The organism is Geomicrobium sp. JCM 19037 (assembly GCF_000698105.1).
Lineage (GTDB): Bacteria > Bacillota > Bacilli > Bacillales > Marinococcaceae > Geomicrobium_A.
In genome coordinates, this window is record NZ_BAWZ01000047.1 from 18,347 (window position 1) to 32,790 (window position 14,444).

Sequence of the window (14,444 nt, forward strand, 5' to 3'; positions counted from 1 at the left end):
TAAACCAACCTTTATTATAGTTCATATTACCCATTTTTATTTATGATAAGAAAATCGCACCATACAGAAGCGAACTTACGATGACGATCGCAGGGTGAACCTTAAATTTCTCTAGGAGTAATAGTGCAGCGCCGACCAAGAGCACCGTTTGCCACATCCCATTCCCTTCCCAAGACATGAAGAAAAACTGATACGTAAGTACGCCGAGGAGAACCGCAATCGGTGCACGGATATAGTTCGTCATGTTTTTCACTCGGGGGTGGTCTTTAAATTTCAGTAGGATACTCATTAAAAGCATCATGAGCGCAAGCGACGGACCGACCGTTGCGAGCAGGGTAACGAGAACGCCGGGAACACCAGCGACTTCCCAACCGACAAAAGCGGCCATTTTTGTGGCAATCGGTCCTGGAATGGCGTTTCCGAGCGCGAGAACTTCGCCAAACTCTTGAGTACTCATCCAACCGTAACGATGTACAACTTCATGTTCAATGAGTGGAATGGATGCTGGACCGCCACCGTAACCAACGATGCCCGGTATGAAAAAGGCAAGAAATAAGTTCCATAAGTCCGTGAGCATTGATTACGCCTCCTCTTTTCTAGCAGGTTGTGGTTTCGGTTTCTGTGCGAAGGCAATCGCAATCAATGAAACGATAAGAATTGCGGGATGCAAATTTAGCCATTCAAATAATAATAGACTGATGACCGTCAAAACTATGGTCAGGAAGAATCCGGATTTCTGTGTGGATTGTTTTAAAAAGTTGTATGTTAGGGATAGCAAGAGCACGCCTACAATTGGCATAATTGCATTCGTCATGCCTTGAACGATCGGTGTTTCCCTAAATGTTGTCAGTGTACCAACAAGGATGAGCATAATGATGGCAGTCGGCATGACTGTGGCTAACACGGCGTTTATCATACCGACAATCCCGCCTACTCTATAGCCGACATACCCACAAAGTTTAGTAATGATTGGGCCTGGTAGTGTGTTTCCGAGCGCGACCACCTCTGTAAATTCTTCATCGTCCATCCAGCGATATTTTTCGACGATTTCTTTATGTACGAGTGGGATCGTCGCGGGTCCCCCACCATATCCGAGGACATTTGCCCGTGCCATTGCGATGAAGATCTTCCATTGGATTTGTAAATTCATGAGGATTGCTTCCTTTCTAACGATGAACAGCAAGGGGATGTCCCTTGCCTTCGTTGTTGAGTATGGCCTAGCAGAAGCTTATCTTACCATATGGCAATATGGCTATCTGCGCGGGGTTCTGTACCGCCTACGAGCACGCCGGTGTCTGGGTCGCGCCAAATGATCTGGCCACGTCCGAAACTGCCACCTTCAAGTGTCGGTTTAATAATATGTCCTTTTCTTTCTAGCTGTCTTGCAATCTCTGTAGGAAAGCTCGCTTCGACTTCTACGGTTTTTCCACCAGTCCACTTCCAGCGAGCGGCATCTAGAGCTGCTTGCGGATGAAATCCATAATCGATGCTGTTCGTTAGAATTTGCAAATGACCTTGCGGCATCATATACCCACCATAACGCCAAATGGGCCAACGGGTACGCGACCTTTCGTTAAGAATCCCGGAATGATCGTGTGGTACGTCCGCTTCCCACCTTTTAATGCGTTGGCAGCGTCTGGGTCTAACTTAAATTCCCATCCACGGTTTTGCAAGCTAATGCCTGTATTTGGGATGACAACGCCTGACCCAAAGCCTGCGTAATTGCTTTGAATCATAGAAACCATGTTGCCATCGCCGTCGGCCGCTGTCATGTAAACCGTGCCACCACGAGCGGGTTCACCTGCAGCGGGTTCGGCCGCTTCTGGGCCGATCAACGCCCGTCTCTTTTCAGCATATTCCTCTGTAAGCAACAACGACGGGTCGATTTTCATATGTTCTGGGTCAGTAATATATTCAAAGCCATCAGCAAAAGCGAGTTTGAGTGCTTCAATGTGTGTATGATACGTTTGTGCGGTTTCTTTTGCCGGTAAGTCAAAGCCGTTTAGAATATTCATAGCAATGAGTGGGACGATGCCTTGCCCGTTTGGCGGCAACTCCCAAACGTCGTACCCTTTATAATTCACAGAAATTGGATCTACCCAGTCCGTTTGGAAACTCTCCAAATCTGATTTACGAATAAACCCGTCATGAGCCGTAGAAAACGCATCAATCGCTTCAGCAAGCTCGCCCTCGTAAAACGCTCTCCCATTCGTTTTTGCAATCTTTCTAAGGGTCTCGGCGTGTCCTGGCAATGTCCACACCTCACCTGGTTCTGGTGCGCGCCCGTCTTTTGTGAATGTATCATGCCACGGTTGAAACACTGGATTGTCAGCGGGGTAGGAACGCACCGCACGTTTCCAGTGATGAGAAACGACCGGGCTAACAGGAAAGCCACCTTCAGCATACGAAATGGCTGGGGCAAGAACTTCTTCTAAAGAAAGTTTCCCAAACCGCTCGGACAGTGCAACCCACCCGCTCGGTGCACCGGGAACAGTGACGGGAATAAGCCTTTTTGAGGCATCTCTGTATGTCCACGATCTTTCACGCGCTCAATGGAAATGGCTTCAGGTGCCCGGCCGCTGCTATTCATTCCGTACATATTCCCATCCATCCACACTATGGCGAAAGAATCGCCGCCAATCCCGTTGGACGTCGGTTCAACGACCGTGAGTGCAGCTGCCGTTGCAATCGCTGCATCAACAGCATTTCCCCCTTTTCGAATCATCTCCATGCCAGCCTCAGCCGCTAAAGGTTGCGACGTGCCGACCATTCCTTTTTGACTATAGACAGAACTTCTTCTGGAATGATATGGATAATACATTGGATCAAACTTCATCATACGTTCCACCTCACCATTATTGAAGCAATATACATGCTAATCTGTATTTTATCACATTTGTACTTCAGAGAAGGTCTCAGACTGATTGAAAAAATTTTAACCTTACCCGTATCTCTTTAGTGTTATGAACAGTCTATTACTTATGAGAAGGCAATTTGAGGTGAAGGCTATGGATGATTTTCATTGCGTTGAAGCGGCTCTTGATGGGGATGATGGCGCACTAAAAACATTGCATGATCGTTATGTTGATCATATCTTTCAGTATGCGTACATGAGTGCCAACAATTATCATGATGCAGAGGAAATTACACAAGATGTGTTTTTGAAAATGGCTCGTGCCTTGCATACGTTTCGTGGCGATAGCAGCTTTAAGACGTGGTTGTTTAAGATTAGTCGTCATTGCGTGATTGATTATTACAAAAAAAATAAAAACAATAAATCGGAAGCTTTATTGGAAGTCGCCTCTACAGAGGAGTATTCCATTGAGAAAGCGATTGTTGAAAAAAGTGAATTCGATGAATTGGTCATGTGTATGCGAGAGCTCTCGATCGATCAACAGACGGTGATTCACTGTCGTTATATTGAAGAACTGACTATTAAAGAAACAGCAGCCGTCATTAACAAATCAAGTTTATCTGTGAAGGCTTTACAGCACCGAGCACGTAAAGCATTGCGAAAGCGGATGGCAGAAAGGGGGAGCGATCGTAATGCGTAATTGGGATGTATCGATTAAGCAGCGGATTGGGGCGCCAGAATCGTTGAAAACAAAAACGTATGCAAGTGCGTTGGAAGGGATTAGCGATGCGCGCAAAAGACAGCGATCCCACGCGCCTAAACGACGAAGGAAGCAGATGATCTTTGGTCTTGGTGGTGGAACGGTCCTTATTGGAGCACTCGTATTTACGCTCGTTACTGTTGTTCCGGAGTCTGTTCGTCCCGAGTATTCATCAACACAACTTCCAGTCGAGCGTCCCCCTGCGGAAATACCTGCAAATTACGGTCTTTCTGAGCGCCAGATGAACGAGAAATTACGATTGAACAAGAAGGGATGCCATCAGATGTAAGGCAAAAGCTTGTTGATGATGAAGACTTACCTTTCTCGTTTTATCTACCTGAATCGATTGATACTGACGTTCAGGACGGCGAAGAAATTCGTGCGGACCCGATCCATATTCAAATTTTTGATGGAGACGATACCGATAATTTTGATGCTTATGCGAATGAAATTGATACACCTGTAGAAAGCTATTCAGATAATCCTTTTGAAAATCTCGGAGGAACTGTGATTGATTACCAAGATTTTGAGCGAGGGTATGCTTACTTGATTGACTATGACGAGTATACGATTGCGATCACATCCATTGCAGAAACGATCGAAGCAATAGAGGGAAGATTACACATCGAAGAACAACTGGTCGATAGTTGGGAATGGAAGGAAGCAACCGTGCCAAATTAGTGTAAAGGGGACAAGCGAAGTGTGCGGAATTAACGGGATGATCTCTTTTCAAAATGAGGCGATCAATGTAAAAGATCTTTATGCGATGAATGAAAGGATGCATCACCGGGGGCCGGATGATGACCAGGTGTGGGTAAAACAACCCGTCGGGTTTGGATTTCGCCGTCTTGCCATTATTGATACAGAAGGAGCGATACAGCCACTCAAAAATGAAGATGGCACATTGCGCCTCGTTTGTAACGGCGAAATATACAACTATCGATCGTTACGGTTGGACTTGGAAGCGAAAGGTCACCAGTTCGCCACGAATGGTGATGCGGAAGTGATCGTACATTTATATGAAGAGTATGGAAGTGACTTCGTTAAAGAACTGCGGGGGATGTTCGCTTTTCTTTTGTGGGATGACGAAAACGAAGTACTTGTCGCTGGAAGAGACGCGTTTGGCATCAAGCCTCTTCTCTACACACGTGACGGGGAGCGGATGTTATTTTCATCTGAAGCGAGTAGTTTAGCGACAGTTATGGAGAGTGACGTCCAAGTGAATCATAAAAGTTTGTCTCACTACCTTACACTTCAATATGTTCCGGGAGTTGAAACGATGGCAACGGGTATCAATTCGTTAAAACCCGGGCACTTAATGCACGTCCAACGAGATGGATCAGTGAGCATTGAGAGTTACTGGCAACCGTGTACACAAAAGGAAACGGCCTCATACACTTCTGAACAATGGAAAGAACGGATTCGGACAGTGATGGAGTCATCCGTCAGTCTACACATGCAAAGTGATGTTCCGATTGGCAGCTTTTTATCCAGTGGCATTGATTCCACCATCATTACGGCGCTTATGCGAGAATTAGGGCCTCTTCATACGTTTTCTGTCGGCTTTGAAGGTGAGCAGAATGAATGTGTAGTTGCTAGAAAGACGGCAAAAATGCTCGGCACGCATCATCATGAGCGAATCATCGGTGAAGAGGAATTTTTCCAGTTAGCAGAAGAAGTAATTCAAAAGTTGGACGAGCCTGTTGCCGATCCTTCTGCTGTACCTCTTTATGCATTATGTGAAATGGCGAGTCGGGAAGTAACCGTCGTTCTGTCTGGTGAAGGAGCGGACGAGCTGTTTGCCGGTTACCGCATTTATCAAGAGCCGACGGCACTTTCCAAAGTGGATTGGTTACCCGGAGTAATGAAACGATCCGTTCAGAAGGTGTTAAGCCATTTACCTGCATTCTATGGAAAAAACTATCTTACGCGGGCGATGACACCCATTGAACAGCGCTTCGTAGGAAATGCAAAAATTTTTACCGATGATAAAGAATCATCTTAAACAAACGTTTGTTTCACCATAAGATCGAGGATTTACTCGCTCCATACTATGAACAAGTCACGCATCTCAATCCTGTTAGACAAATGCAGTATATCGATCAAAACTTCTGGCTCCCTGGCGATATATTAGCGAAAGCAGACCGGATGTCAATGGCACATAGCCTTGAACTTCGGGTGCCGTTTTTGGATAAAGAGGTGTACGATGTGGCAAAAACCATTCCGACGGAGTTGCTCGTTACAAAACAGACGACGAAAGCATTACTTCGAGAAGCGTTTGCCGATCTTGTGCCCGACCATGTACTCCATCGCCCGAAACTCGGCTTTCCCGTCCCGTTGCGTGATTGGTTACGCGGGTCGCGTGGAGAGCAATGCCTTGAAAGAATTTACCGAGCGGGTGTTGGCGACTACGTGAACCTCACCTATGCCAAACAGCTCGTCGAGGAACATCAAGCAAGCCTTGCCGACCATAGCCGAAAAATCTGGGTATTGTACGTGTTTGCCGTTTGGTATGAGCAGAACATCGGCGTCAGACAGTCTGATGTATCTGTGGAGCAGTTCGTTTAAAACCTTTTAGAACCGTTAGCTATCCCCGTTCGTTCGTGACGAATAGGGATAGCTTTTTTCAATGATCTGTACAGGACGAAATGAAGAGTTCCACTTGTTCTTCAGGTTGTACTGCTCCTTTCAATCAGAAAAGCCAACAACATGTCAGCACAGGGTCGTTCGGTTTACCATCGGCACCTTTGGTTGCCAGCTCTTGAGTTTGGTTATAAATAAACAAAGTTGAAGTTCAGTGTAGAAGCGAACGTTCAAAAAGTGTCGACGATCAGGTAAACTGCGGTGTTCAAAGCGATCTATATAAGTTTAACGAAAGAAATTCATTGGATCCGATGATCGAGATCGCTGTTTGCAGGTGAATGTCTACCGATCGACTGGTGAAGTTCATCTCACTTCGATGTCGATCGTTGTTCGTCACTGCAAGGGTTGCAGGCAACACGGAAAACGTATGCCGAAAGGTAAAAAGACGTGACCGATGGTCACCATCTCGTGCAAGCGTGTGATCTCCTGACACGTATGTGACAATCCAGCCTTTAAACCGTGCACTTTCGGTCCTCAACGGTCACATATATCGTGATTTGTGACCGTTGACTTCGTTTATGTGCGCATCCACGTTTAAAATGATGATTTTTCTTTCTCAAGTGTCACAAAAATGAATATATGGGGCATTTGGACTTCTTTCCATACAGCTTGGCACGTAGCAGAAACGTGAACCGTGTCGCCTTGTGCTCTGGAGTATATAGAAAACACGGTGGGCGTCTTTTGACCACCGATGTTGCCCTGTCATCTCTAGTCGTTCGTGTCCTTCACCGGGATGATTAAACCAATGACGCCCACACATGCGAACAAGATAAAGGCAAATGGATAGGAGCTGATGTCTATGACCATACCGGCGATAAAAGATCCTAAAGATTGGCCGATTCCTAAAGCTAAAAAGGACATGCTCACACCTAGCGCTGGCAAATGGACAAAGGTTCTCGTTGCCCAAACGATGAGTAAGCCAGTCAAGAAGATATATGCTCCACCGAAAAGGCTGGTGAAGTGTAGATGGCGAACGGAGTGTGAACCGTTAACATTGCGACGGAACTTAACAACGTCACTAAAATCATCCGATACGATAAACCGAGTCCGATTCTTTGTATCAAACCTCCAGCCACCCCTCCGAGTACACCCGCTGCGCCTACGACGATCCAAAAGAGAACACTTTCATTTGCGGTCATGTTGTATTGCTCTGTAACAAAACTTCGCGAAAACGTCCAATAGATGGATGAGCTGAAGCCGACGATGACCGACGCAGTGATCAGTGACCAACCGTTTCGCAGCGTGGACGTCCAATCTATGTTTGGTTCGTCAACATGCCGATTCTCATAAGCATTAGGAATGATACGTTTGTTCCATAAGGTCACGGCAAATGCGACGATGGCAAACATGAAAAACGATAGTCGCCAATGTTCTGTGAACATCAGCACAACAGGGCCTGTGAGGATAATACCGAAACTCGTGCCACTATTGATCCACGTATTTGCTTGGTCCACTCGTGTGCGGGTGAATGTTTGATAAGCCATTTGACTAAGCGCCGGTGATGCAAGACCGCTACCTAAACCGGCAATAAATACACCTGCGCCAAGGTGCAACAGTGAGGTAGCTGTGGCCATACCGACCAGTCCAACTACGGCGGTTAGCCCCGCAATCTGGTTAACTCGCTTAAAACCAAAACGATGGATCGCAAACGATGAAAAGAATAAAGCGATTGAGTAGGATATATAACCAATCGAACCGACTAATCCGCCGTCACTCGCATCCAAACCGAGTGTGTTAGAGATGTCCGGAAGAAACATTCCGAAGCTAAGACGTGCAAAAGCATAAGTAACGGCAATCATGGCAAGACCGGGCACAACAATTTTCCACATGAAAAAGACTCCTTATTATATAGATCGATCACTATAATTTAAAGTGAAAATAAAAGCGTATTCCCTATGAATTTGGGAACAACGCTTGGACCGAATACCGCAACTCTTCGGCAACTTCGCTGAGCGCAAACACTTCTGCTGAGCTGGTAGCTCCTTCAAATAACAGCACTAATCGTAGCGCTTCTTGTTTCGTTAATCCGTGTTCATGAAACAGTTGAAACAGGTGAGTTTTGTGCTGTTCTACAAATGCAACAACCTCATCATTGATCGAGTTGTATTCCTCTTTTGCTCTTAGAAACATGCAGCCATTCGCTTTATTTGCACGTGTCCACTTGAGATGAGCTTCTGTGAAAGCATGCGGAATGGACAAGTCATCGCTCCGACTTGCCGTATTAAGTGACTCAAAATACCTTTTTTCTCGCCGTTTTAAAATTTCTAAAATCAGGCTTTCTTTCGAATCAAAATGATTATATAACGTCATTAAAGAAACGTCCGCTTCCTTAATGAGCTGTTTTAAACCAACAGCATGAAAACCTTGATTGCTAAAAAGCTGCTCAGACTGTTGAAGCAGTTGTTCACGTTTTTTGCTCACTGTATACACTCCCCTTATGTATATATATCGATCACTCTATTTATAATAAAACAAACGGTGGAGAAAATCAATAAATGATATTTTTGTAAAACACACTTTACGGTAAAGTGAGCTTTACTTAATCGTGTGAATAGAACACGAAAGGGTTATTTGAGATGAAAAATCGAATGAAAGAATTAAGGAAACTATATGGGTGGTCGCAAGAAGCAATGGCCAAACAGCTAAGTGTGTCACGCCAAACGATTATATCAATCGAGAAGGGAACATATAACCCCTCGTTACCGTTAGCGTTTCATATCGCTCGTTCATTTGATACATCCATTGAAAACGTATTTATTTTTGAAGAAGTAGATCAGGAGGAATGATGATAGTCATGAGAAATGTTGGAGTTCGAATCCTTTTAATCGTTTCGGGTGTCATATTTTTAGGATATGCCTTGTTACTCGTCTATGCTGGAACGCAAAGTAGCACAGGTTTACAAGGGACTGAGTTTATCCAATTTGGCGTGGCGACGATGTGTTTTTCACTAGCGTATTTGTACCCACAATTTAAAGTGAACGACGAACGCACACAGAAAATAAGAGAAAGAGGCATGCTCTTTACGTTTCTTATTATGATGGGGGTTTTTATCATATTAATGACGCTATTCATGGCAGACGTTATTCATTTTAATGGCATGCAAACCGTCGGAATCATTACAGCGACCATGATTAGCGTCGTATTTCTTTCATTTGTCGTTTTGTCAAAGAGGTATTAATGGATGGAGGACGATGATGTATAGGCGAAGTTTGTGGCTTATTGAAAAAGTAAAAATCGCTGTAACGAGTGTCGCGGTAGTCATCTTTCTCTTAGCGAGAATAGCGTATATGGCTGTTATGCAGTTCGTGCAACAGTAAAAAACTGATCATTCAAAACAATTGATATATTAGTTTCATTATACATTGTCAGGCGGGTAATTAGTTTCATGAAGTTACAAAATTAGCGTTTCAAAGGGTGGGGAAAGGGTATTTAGTCTTTATAGAGGAAATGATATGAAAAATAAACAGAATAATTTGTTACTCGTTGTCATTACAGCCCTTACAGGATTAGCTCTTGGTGTCACGGCTTTGCTAGGTGCAATGAATATCTTGCACATCCCTGGATACATGATATTTCTAAAGGCTGTTTCTGCGGTTGTATTGTTGATCACAAATCTTGACCAAATTTTTAAACTGAAAAAGCTTATTCATAGTCGAGGGCCTATAACGATCGTACTGTTATTGGTTTTATTTTTGAATACAATAGATATAAAGAGTAACGGTATGTAAAGGAGGGTTGCAATGTGAGTGAGGAATGGAAACAGAGGAGAGCATTTGCGCTCCATAAATACTTAGAAGATGGCACCTATTATTTTGGTGATGAAAAGAGAATGATTTACAAGGATGAGCGACGTCATCATCCCGTCGTTTCAGCAAAAATGACCACGGTGAACGAATCGTTAGAAATAACGGGTGAAGGCGAAAAGCAATTTCTAGGCTCGATCCTTTGGTTCTCAAGCAACGGTGATTGTAAGCTATTTTCTGCCGATGAGGTGCTAACTGTGAGTTGCAGTCGGGACACGTACGATAGAAAATTAGCGAATACGGCTCATTTTTCTCAGTATTTTCGCACACCACCGATCATCGCCCGTAATGAAGAAGAAAAAACGATCGTTGAGCCGTACATTGAACCGACTTTACGTGCTCAGTCACACAAAAAAGCCATTTTAAACACCATTTTTACTGATTATGCAGATTACTTTACATCAATAAAAGGTGATACACGTTTAACAAAACAAACGATGAATGAGTTGCTTGAGCGTAGTGAGAATCGAGTGCACCGCCCGATCTTTCAGCATATTATTGCGTTGATTGATGAGTCATTGTTTGACGTAAACTTCTCGTATATCCCGTTGCACGGGGACTTGTGGACGGATAATCTATTAATAACCGAAGACCAATCCGGGGAGAAAGAAGTGTGGTACATCGACTATGATACGTCAGGGCAGTACGTATTTTTCTATGATTTCTTTAAGTTTATGTGGAATGAATTTGATGTGAATAACGATGATTCTAGTGTGATTGCTTATTTGCATGGGGAGTATGATGATTATTTTGCAAGGGTGTTTCGGGTGTTTAACTTGAACTATGATCCGACGCTCCGGGCATCGTACTTTGGCTACTTTTTCTTAAACTACTTGCTTGATGAAACAAGTATGCTGCCATTTGAAGTGAAGCGTGGAGAAATGATCGATTTTGAAAAAAAGCTTTTGCCGAGGCTAACAAAAAAGTAGAGGAAGTCCCGAAGTGGGAAGCATCCTCATTTTGAGTTCTACCAAAACAACGGTGCAAACGTCATAATGATGAGAATCGAGATACCGACGACTAGGGGAATCTTCTTATGCTCGTTGTTACGACTCAACATTAGAACTCTCCGAGTAACCGCAAACACGATGCCGCAGAGCGCAACAATAAATAGTGGGGACGAACGGGTCATCATCGCGGCCAAGAATAAAGAGAACGCAGCGATCGGTAGGAAGCGGTCGAGCAGGAAGCTCATCGTATTCACCTCATATAGATGTTGTAAATAGCGCTACATCCAATTTTTGATAAACGCACTCTGATGATTAAAATTCCAATTAAAGAAAATTATACCACGGAATGACGTACAACCTTCCTCCACCTTGTTACAATGAGAGATCAGAGGGGGGGATACTACATGACTATACTAAAAAGCATCGGAAAGAAGTTGCTTGCTGCGTTTCTTTCTCCATTTTTACTTATGTTTTGTTCTTTTTGCGTACAATCTTTTTCATCAAGGTGTACAGTCACTATCGTTTTCAGCGATCTTCAACGCCTACGCTATTATTTATTTTATATTTGCTTGGCCGATGTATATCTCCCTAGCCATTCCCGCAGCTTTTTTGATTGAGCGTATCCGATTTGGCTTTCAATGGGTGTATTACATGGCTGCGGGTGTCGTAGCATTTGTGTTCATTGGTGTTGTGAATTCTGCGATAAACCGTGATCGATATTTGGAGCTAGGTTTAGGGTTAGGAGACGTTTTCTTTGCAAGTATGGCAGGATTAGCTTTTTATTTTTCTATAAAAATCATTGATCGAATATCGAGAGCGATTACTCGGCGAGGAAATCGAACAACAGTTCATCACTATCTCGTTTAGCTTCAACGTTTGCTTGGGTGGTTCCGCCGAGTGCCATACCCGCATAGTAAGGGGACATGCCAAATGAATGGCCGGCTTCTCGGTAAAGAACAACCTCGGCTTGGTTACCAAGCGCCTCGCCAATCTGCCGAGCGGCTGTGTCGCCTTGCCACATCTCATCTTTTTCACCGGCAAAAAGAAGTGCTCGACCGTCGAAGTTTGACGTGTTAATACGTGCGGTTTCCCGGTTATTCGCATTTTCTACGGCACTTTCATAAGTGTCACGATACGCAATCGGACTGGCGATGAGCATATCAAACATCGTCGTAAACATCGTAAATCCATCCACACCATCAAAGTTGATATACGGTAACTCTTCACCTTCCCACGTCCAAGAAGACCCAGTGTCGGCACTAAATTCCAACCCCATATACGTATACTCACTCGGTGTATATAAGACGAGCTGTTCAATTGTTGGATAGTAGTTCGTTAAGTTCAGTGCGAGCTCTGCTCCTTTTGAATAGCCAATGACTGTGACAGCTGTTTCCTCCAAATCAAAAGTTTTGAGGAAATCTGAGAAAAATTCTAGCGGAACACGATTAAGCGTTTCCGGCTGATTAGAGGCTCCGAAAAAGAATAGCGCATACGTCTCGTAGCCCTCTTTTGCAAGCCTAACAGCTTCTTCGAAATTGCTGCTGCCTTCAGAGCCCCCAAATAGAACAACTGGTGGAGCGTCGATTGGTTCGTCTGGCTGAAGGTGGAATCCATTTGCCACACCTTCTTCGAAGTGAGTAATCTGTCCGTCAGAGAAAGTATCCGGATAGGCTTCGTAATCATGAAGATGAACAACCTCATCTTCCTCCCATTGATACGTAGCGTGGTTGTAAACACGCATCCCGAAAATCGCTAACACAGCAACCACTAGTAATATTGCAAACACGGATAGAACCTTTAAAAAACGTTTCATTATATTGCACCTTTCTCATGTTTAGTGACGTTCTTTATCCAGCGTAGAACATCACGTTACGTGATGTTCAAGTGCAACATGATATTTTTGTTGTAGATGAAACAAAATGTCAAACTGATGCGTAAAAGACGTATGTTGGGAAAGGGAAGAAGTCCACATGGAAGATACGCTCGGTGTAACGCTCGTATGGCTTTTTGTTATTTTGTTCATGTTCCATGATTTTGAAGAGATCATTACGGTTGAAAAATGGGGAGCACACACGAAGCATTTGGCGAATACACGTCTCAAACAATACATATGGAAGTTTTGGAACATCAATTCCCACGACTTTGCAAAAAGAGATGTATTCATTTTGTTAACAACAACAGGGATCACGCTAATTAAAGTATTCTTTGCCGGTAATGGATGGGTTGATGGATTGTATATTGGCTTCTTAATTCTCGCACTCCTTCATCATGTCGTTCATGTCGTGCAAACCATCATTTTGAGAGCGTACACGCCTGGGTTGTTTACGACGATTGGGCTTTTGATCCCTTATACGCTTTATTTGCTCATATATATTGCGTGAGCAATTTGAGTAAAGAGCATGTCAATCACTACGCGCAAGTGTTGGATTCTATAGACCCGTCGCGACCCGTTTCTCTCTATTCATGACAGTGACACGTATTTGGGTGTTAATCGAAGGGTATTTGTGTCTAAATTAAAGGCATATACGTACAAACTTCTATGTAAGAATGAGATTTGGTGATTGCTTCACTTATTCAAAAGGAAGAAAGTGAGGGTGAGCGTCGGTGTTCCGATTTATGCGAAGAAGGAAGCGACAGAGGACGATGAAAAGAGTGAAGAAGGGAGACGGTCATTCATTAAAGAAGTATCAATTTTGGCACGTATTCACACATTCCTTGTTTCATATCGTTATTAAGAACAAAGAGAATAGAAAAACGATGTATGCGATAAAATCAAGCTACTTCGCTGACGAGCCTAAAGTTGATTTATACCGTGAAGGAAAACATGTAGCGTATTCAAAACTGCCAGCCGTTTTTCCTATAGAAAATGGAGTTTTGGAAATTAGTAGTGGGGGCTACGGGATTAATCGGATACATTACGCAACGGAGAAAGATGAATCCTTTTCGGTTTATCCGGACCGACGTTCCATTCGAGGTTTACGAATGTGGGTGCACAAGCAATTCCCATTGTTTAGTAGAGTGATTGGCGGTCTTGCAGCAATTGTTCTATTGGTTTCACTTGCCTTAAGCATCCCGCAGTTAATTGAAACGATAAGTGATGTCCCGTGGGTGACAGAGAATGTAGGCACCTTCACATCTCCAATCACGTTGTCAATACCAGTGAATGCTGTGATCTTTGGGGCAGGTGCACTGGCTGGATTTGAGCGAGCGCTTATGCTGCGTAGTCACTGGCTCATTGATATGGAAACAAGTGGTTGGGAGAGTGATTGATGGTCTTTTCGGATGACCGAGATGGATCTTTCTGGGTGAGTGCTTGCATATTGTCTGTTGAAATTCATCTCGTTGCAATTCGACAACTTCGTTGCCGATCTTTTTCGTCACTGCAAGGGTTGGGGCAACACGAAAAACGTTTGCCGAACGATAAAAAGTCGTGC

21 protein-coding genes and 1 pseudogene are annotated in these 14,444 nt (G+C 43.9%); 13 read left to right on the forward strand and 9 right to left on the reverse strand.

Going from position 1 to position 14,444, the window contains the following annotated elements; all coding sequences use genetic code 11:
- Positions 1 to 40: 40 nt before the first annotated feature.
- The 3 genes and pseudogenes from JCM19037_RS19670 to JCM19037_RS19680 form a co-directional block, all read right to left on the reverse strand.
- Positions 41 to 577 carry a chromate transporter gene (locus JCM19037_RS19670; RefSeq protein WP_042403976.1) on the reverse strand — a complete coding sequence of 179 codons (537 nt, stop codon included), beginning with the start codon at positions 575 to 577 and terminating at the stop codon, positions 41 to 43.
- Between the two features lie 3 nt (positions 578 to 580).
- Positions 581 to 1,150 (reverse strand): chromate transporter, encoded by a 570-nt coding sequence (locus tag JCM19037_RS19675; RefSeq protein WP_042403977.1) that lies wholly within the window; start codon positions 1,148 to 1,150, stop codon positions 581 to 583.
- Positions 1,151 to 1,233: 83 nt separating this feature from the next.
- Positions 1,234 to 2,839 (reverse strand): annotated as a pseudogene (locus tag JCM19037_RS19680) (gamma-glutamyltransferase family protein).
- A 169-nt stretch (positions 2,840 to 3,008) separates the two neighbouring features.
- Here JCM19037_RS19680 and JCM19037_RS19685 point away from each other — a divergent pair.
- The 5 genes from JCM19037_RS19685 (at position 3,009) to JCM19037_RS27845 (ending at position 6,182) form a co-directional block, all read left to right on the forward strand.
- Positions 3,009 to 3,554: an RNA polymerase sigma factor gene (locus JCM19037_RS19685; RefSeq protein WP_042403979.1), complete on the forward strand. Its 546-nt coding sequence runs from the start codon at positions 3,009 to 3,011 to the stop codon at positions 3,552 to 3,554.
- The gene (locus JCM19037_RS19690) at positions 3,547 to 3,903 is read left to right on the forward strand and encodes a hypothetical protein (RefSeq protein ID WP_042403981.1); all 357 of its coding nucleotides are present in this window, start codon (positions 3,547 to 3,549) and stop codon (positions 3,901 to 3,903) included. Before JCM19037_RS19685 ends, JCM19037_RS19690 begins: the two co-directional genes overlap by 8 nt.
- Positions 3,888 to 4,295 carry a hypothetical protein gene (locus tag JCM19037_RS19695; RefSeq protein WP_042403983.1) on the forward strand — a complete coding sequence of 136 codons (408 nt, stop codon included), beginning with the start codon at positions 3,888 to 3,890 and terminating at the stop codon, positions 4,293 to 4,295. The genes JCM19037_RS19690 and JCM19037_RS19695 overlap by 16 nt, the downstream gene beginning before the upstream one ends.
- A 19-nt stretch (positions 4,296 to 4,314) precedes the next feature.
- Entirely contained in the window at positions 4,315 to 5,619 is a 1,305-nt protein-coding gene (gene asnB, locus JCM19037_RS19700) for an asparagine synthase (glutamine-hydrolyzing) (RefSeq protein ID WP_052364114.1), read from the forward strand.
- Positions 5,620 to 5,702: 83 nt separating this feature from the next.
- Entirely contained in the window at positions 5,703 to 6,182 is a 480-nt protein-coding gene (locus JCM19037_RS27845) for an asparagine synthase C-terminal domain-containing protein (RefSeq protein ID WP_238544826.1), read from the forward strand.
- Positions 6,183 to 6,462: 280 nt separating this feature from the next.
- Here JCM19037_RS27845 and JCM19037_RS25290 read toward each other — a convergent pair whose 3' ends face one another.
- The 4 genes from JCM19037_RS25290 to JCM19037_RS19710 all read right to left on the reverse strand — a co-directional run bounded on the left by JCM19037_RS25290 (position 6,463) and on the right by JCM19037_RS19710 (position 8,678).
- Entirely contained in the window at positions 6,463 to 6,735 is a 273-nt protein-coding gene (locus JCM19037_RS25290; RefSeq protein WP_152549157.1) for a hypothetical protein, read from the reverse strand.
- A gap of 230 nt (positions 6,736 to 6,965) precedes the next feature.
- A complete protein-coding gene (locus JCM19037_RS27850; protein ID WP_052364116.1) occupies positions 6,966 to 7,184 on the reverse strand; it encodes a hypothetical protein in 219 nt (72 codons plus the stop codon).
- On the reverse strand, positions 7,181 to 8,086 hold the full coding sequence (locus tag JCM19037_RS19705) for an MFS transporter (protein ID WP_052364117.1): 906 nt from the start codon (positions 8,084 to 8,086) through the stop codon (positions 7,181 to 7,183). Before JCM19037_RS19705 ends, JCM19037_RS27850 begins: the two co-directional genes overlap by 4 nt.
- 64 nt (positions 8,087 to 8,150) lie before the next feature.
- A complete protein-coding gene (locus JCM19037_RS19710; protein ID WP_042403985.1) occupies positions 8,151 to 8,678 on the reverse strand; it encodes a TetR/AcrR family transcriptional regulator in 528 nt (175 codons plus the stop codon).
- A gap of 155 nt (positions 8,679 to 8,833) precedes the next feature.
- Here JCM19037_RS19710 and JCM19037_RS19715 point away from each other — a divergent pair, with 155 nt between their 5' ends.
- From JCM19037_RS19715 to JCM19037_RS19730, 5 genes are all read left to right on the forward strand, one after another.
- Positions 8,834 to 9,043 carry a helix-turn-helix transcriptional regulator gene (locus JCM19037_RS19715; RefSeq protein WP_042403989.1) on the forward strand — a complete coding sequence of 70 codons (210 nt, stop codon included), beginning with the start codon at positions 8,834 to 8,836 and terminating at the stop codon, positions 9,041 to 9,043.
- A gap of 8 nt (positions 9,044 to 9,051) precedes the next feature.
- A complete protein-coding gene (locus JCM19037_RS19720) occupies positions 9,052 to 9,435 on the forward strand; it encodes a DUF2178 domain-containing protein (protein WP_193744822.1) in 384 nt (127 codons plus the stop codon).
- 13 nt (positions 9,436 to 9,448) lie between these two features.
- A complete protein-coding gene (locus JCM19037_RS28870; RefSeq protein WP_255357953.1) occupies positions 9,449 to 9,574 on the forward strand; it encodes a hypothetical protein in 126 nt (41 codons plus the stop codon).
- Between the two features lie 135 nt (positions 9,575 to 9,709).
- Positions 9,710 to 9,985, forward strand: a complete 276-nt coding sequence (locus JCM19037_RS19725) for a hypothetical protein (RefSeq protein WP_042403994.1) — start codon at positions 9,710 to 9,712, stop codon at positions 9,983 to 9,985.
- Positions 9,986 to 9,999: 14 nt separating this feature from the next.
- Positions 10,000 to 10,989 carry a phosphotransferase gene (locus tag JCM19037_RS19730; protein WP_042403996.1) on the forward strand — a complete coding sequence of 330 codons (990 nt, stop codon included), beginning with the start codon at positions 10,000 to 10,002 and terminating at the stop codon, positions 10,987 to 10,989.
- Between the two features lie 38 nt (positions 10,990 to 11,027).
- Here JCM19037_RS19730 and JCM19037_RS19735 read toward each other — a convergent pair whose 3' ends face one another.
- Positions 11,028 to 11,255: a hypothetical protein gene (locus tag JCM19037_RS19735; protein WP_042403999.1), complete on the reverse strand. Its 228-nt coding sequence runs from the start codon at positions 11,253 to 11,255 to the stop codon at positions 11,028 to 11,030.
- A gap of 331 nt (positions 11,256 to 11,586) precedes the next feature.
- Between JCM19037_RS19735 and JCM19037_RS24685 the strand changes: the two genes are divergently transcribed.
- A complete protein-coding gene (locus JCM19037_RS24685) occupies positions 11,587 to 11,877 on the forward strand; it encodes a hypothetical protein (RefSeq protein WP_152549158.1) in 291 nt (96 codons plus the stop codon).
- On the opposite strand, the gene JCM19037_RS19745 is transcribed toward JCM19037_RS24685, so the two are convergent.
- A complete protein-coding gene (locus JCM19037_RS19745) occupies positions 11,831 to 12,823 on the reverse strand; it encodes an alpha/beta fold hydrolase (protein ID WP_042404002.1) in 993 nt (330 codons plus the stop codon). The genes JCM19037_RS24685 and JCM19037_RS19745 overlap by 47 nt on opposite strands.
- A gap of 157 nt (positions 12,824 to 12,980) precedes the next feature.
- Here JCM19037_RS19745 and JCM19037_RS19750 point away from each other — a divergent pair, with 157 nt between their 5' ends.
- On the forward strand, positions 12,981 to 13,391 hold the full coding sequence (locus JCM19037_RS19750) for an HXXEE domain-containing protein (protein WP_042404005.1): 411 nt from the start codon (positions 12,981 to 12,983) through the stop codon (positions 13,389 to 13,391).
- 262 nt (positions 13,392 to 13,653) lie between these two features.
- Complete coding sequence (locus JCM19037_RS19755; protein WP_238544827.1) at positions 13,654 to 14,280, forward strand: hypothetical protein; 627 nt, start codon at positions 13,654 to 13,656, stop codon at positions 14,278 to 14,280.
- Positions 14,281 to 14,444: the final 164 nt, after the last annotated feature.

What these genes read in the sequence shown, in the direction of transcription:
- JCM19037_RS19670 (WP_042403976.1), bottom strand. Translation starts at nt 577, where the DNA reads ATGCTCACGGACTTATGGAACTTATTTCTTGCCTTTTTCATACCGGGC.
- JCM19037_RS19675 (WP_042403977.1), bottom strand. Translation starts at nt 1,150, where the DNA reads ATGAATTTACAAATCCAATGGAAGATCTTCATCGCAATGGCACGGGCA.
- JCM19037_RS19685 (WP_042403979.1), top strand. Translation starts at nt 3,009, where the DNA reads ATGGATGATTTTCATTGCGTTGAAGCGGCTCTTGATGGGGATGATGGC.
- JCM19037_RS19690 (WP_042403981.1), top strand. Translation starts at nt 3,547, where the DNA reads ATGCGTAATTGGGATGTATCGATTAAGCAGCGGATTGGGGCGCCAGAA.
- JCM19037_RS19695 (WP_042403983.1), top strand. Translation starts at nt 3,888, where the DNA reads ATGCCATCAGATGTAAGGCAAAAGCTTGTTGATGATGAAGACTTACCT.
- JCM19037_RS27845 (WP_238544826.1), top strand. Translation starts at nt 5,703, where the DNA reads ATGCAGTATATCGATCAAAACTTCTGGCTCCCTGGCGATATATTAGCG.
- JCM19037_RS19705 (WP_052364117.1), bottom strand. Translation starts at nt 8,086, where the DNA reads ATGTGGAAAATTGTTGTGCCCGGTCTTGCCATGATTGCCGTTACTTAT.
- JCM19037_RS19715 (WP_042403989.1), top strand. Translation starts at nt 8,834, where the DNA reads ATGAAAAATCGAATGAAAGAATTAAGGAAACTATATGGGTGGTCGCAA.
- JCM19037_RS19720 (WP_193744822.1), top strand. Translation starts at nt 9,052, where the DNA reads ATGAGAAATGTTGGAGTTCGAATCCTTTTAATCGTTTCGGGTGTCATA.
- JCM19037_RS28870 (WP_255357953.1), top strand. Translation starts at nt 9,449, where the DNA reads ATGATGTATAGGCGAAGTTTGTGGCTTATTGAAAAAGTAAAAATCGCT.
- JCM19037_RS19725 (WP_042403994.1), top strand. Translation starts at nt 9,710, where the DNA reads ATGAAAAATAAACAGAATAATTTGTTACTCGTTGTCATTACAGCCCTT.
- JCM19037_RS19735 (WP_042403999.1), bottom strand. Translation starts at nt 11,255, where the DNA reads ATGAGCTTCCTGCTCGACCGCTTCCTACCGATCGCTGCGTTCTCTTTA.
- JCM19037_RS24685 (WP_152549158.1), top strand. Translation starts at nt 11,587, where the DNA reads ATGTATATCTCCCTAGCCATTCCCGCAGCTTTTTTGATTGAGCGTATC.
- JCM19037_RS19745 (WP_042404002.1), bottom strand. Translation starts at nt 12,823, where the DNA reads ATGAAACGTTTTTTAAAGGTTCTATCCGTGTTTGCAATATTACTAGTG.
- JCM19037_RS19750 (WP_042404005.1), top strand. Translation starts at nt 12,981, where the DNA reads ATGGAAGATACGCTCGGTGTAACGCTCGTATGGCTTTTTGTTATTTTG.
- JCM19037_RS19755 (WP_238544827.1), top strand. Translation starts at nt 13,654, where the DNA reads ATGAAAAGAGTGAAGAAGGGAGACGGTCATTCATTAAAGAAGTATCAA.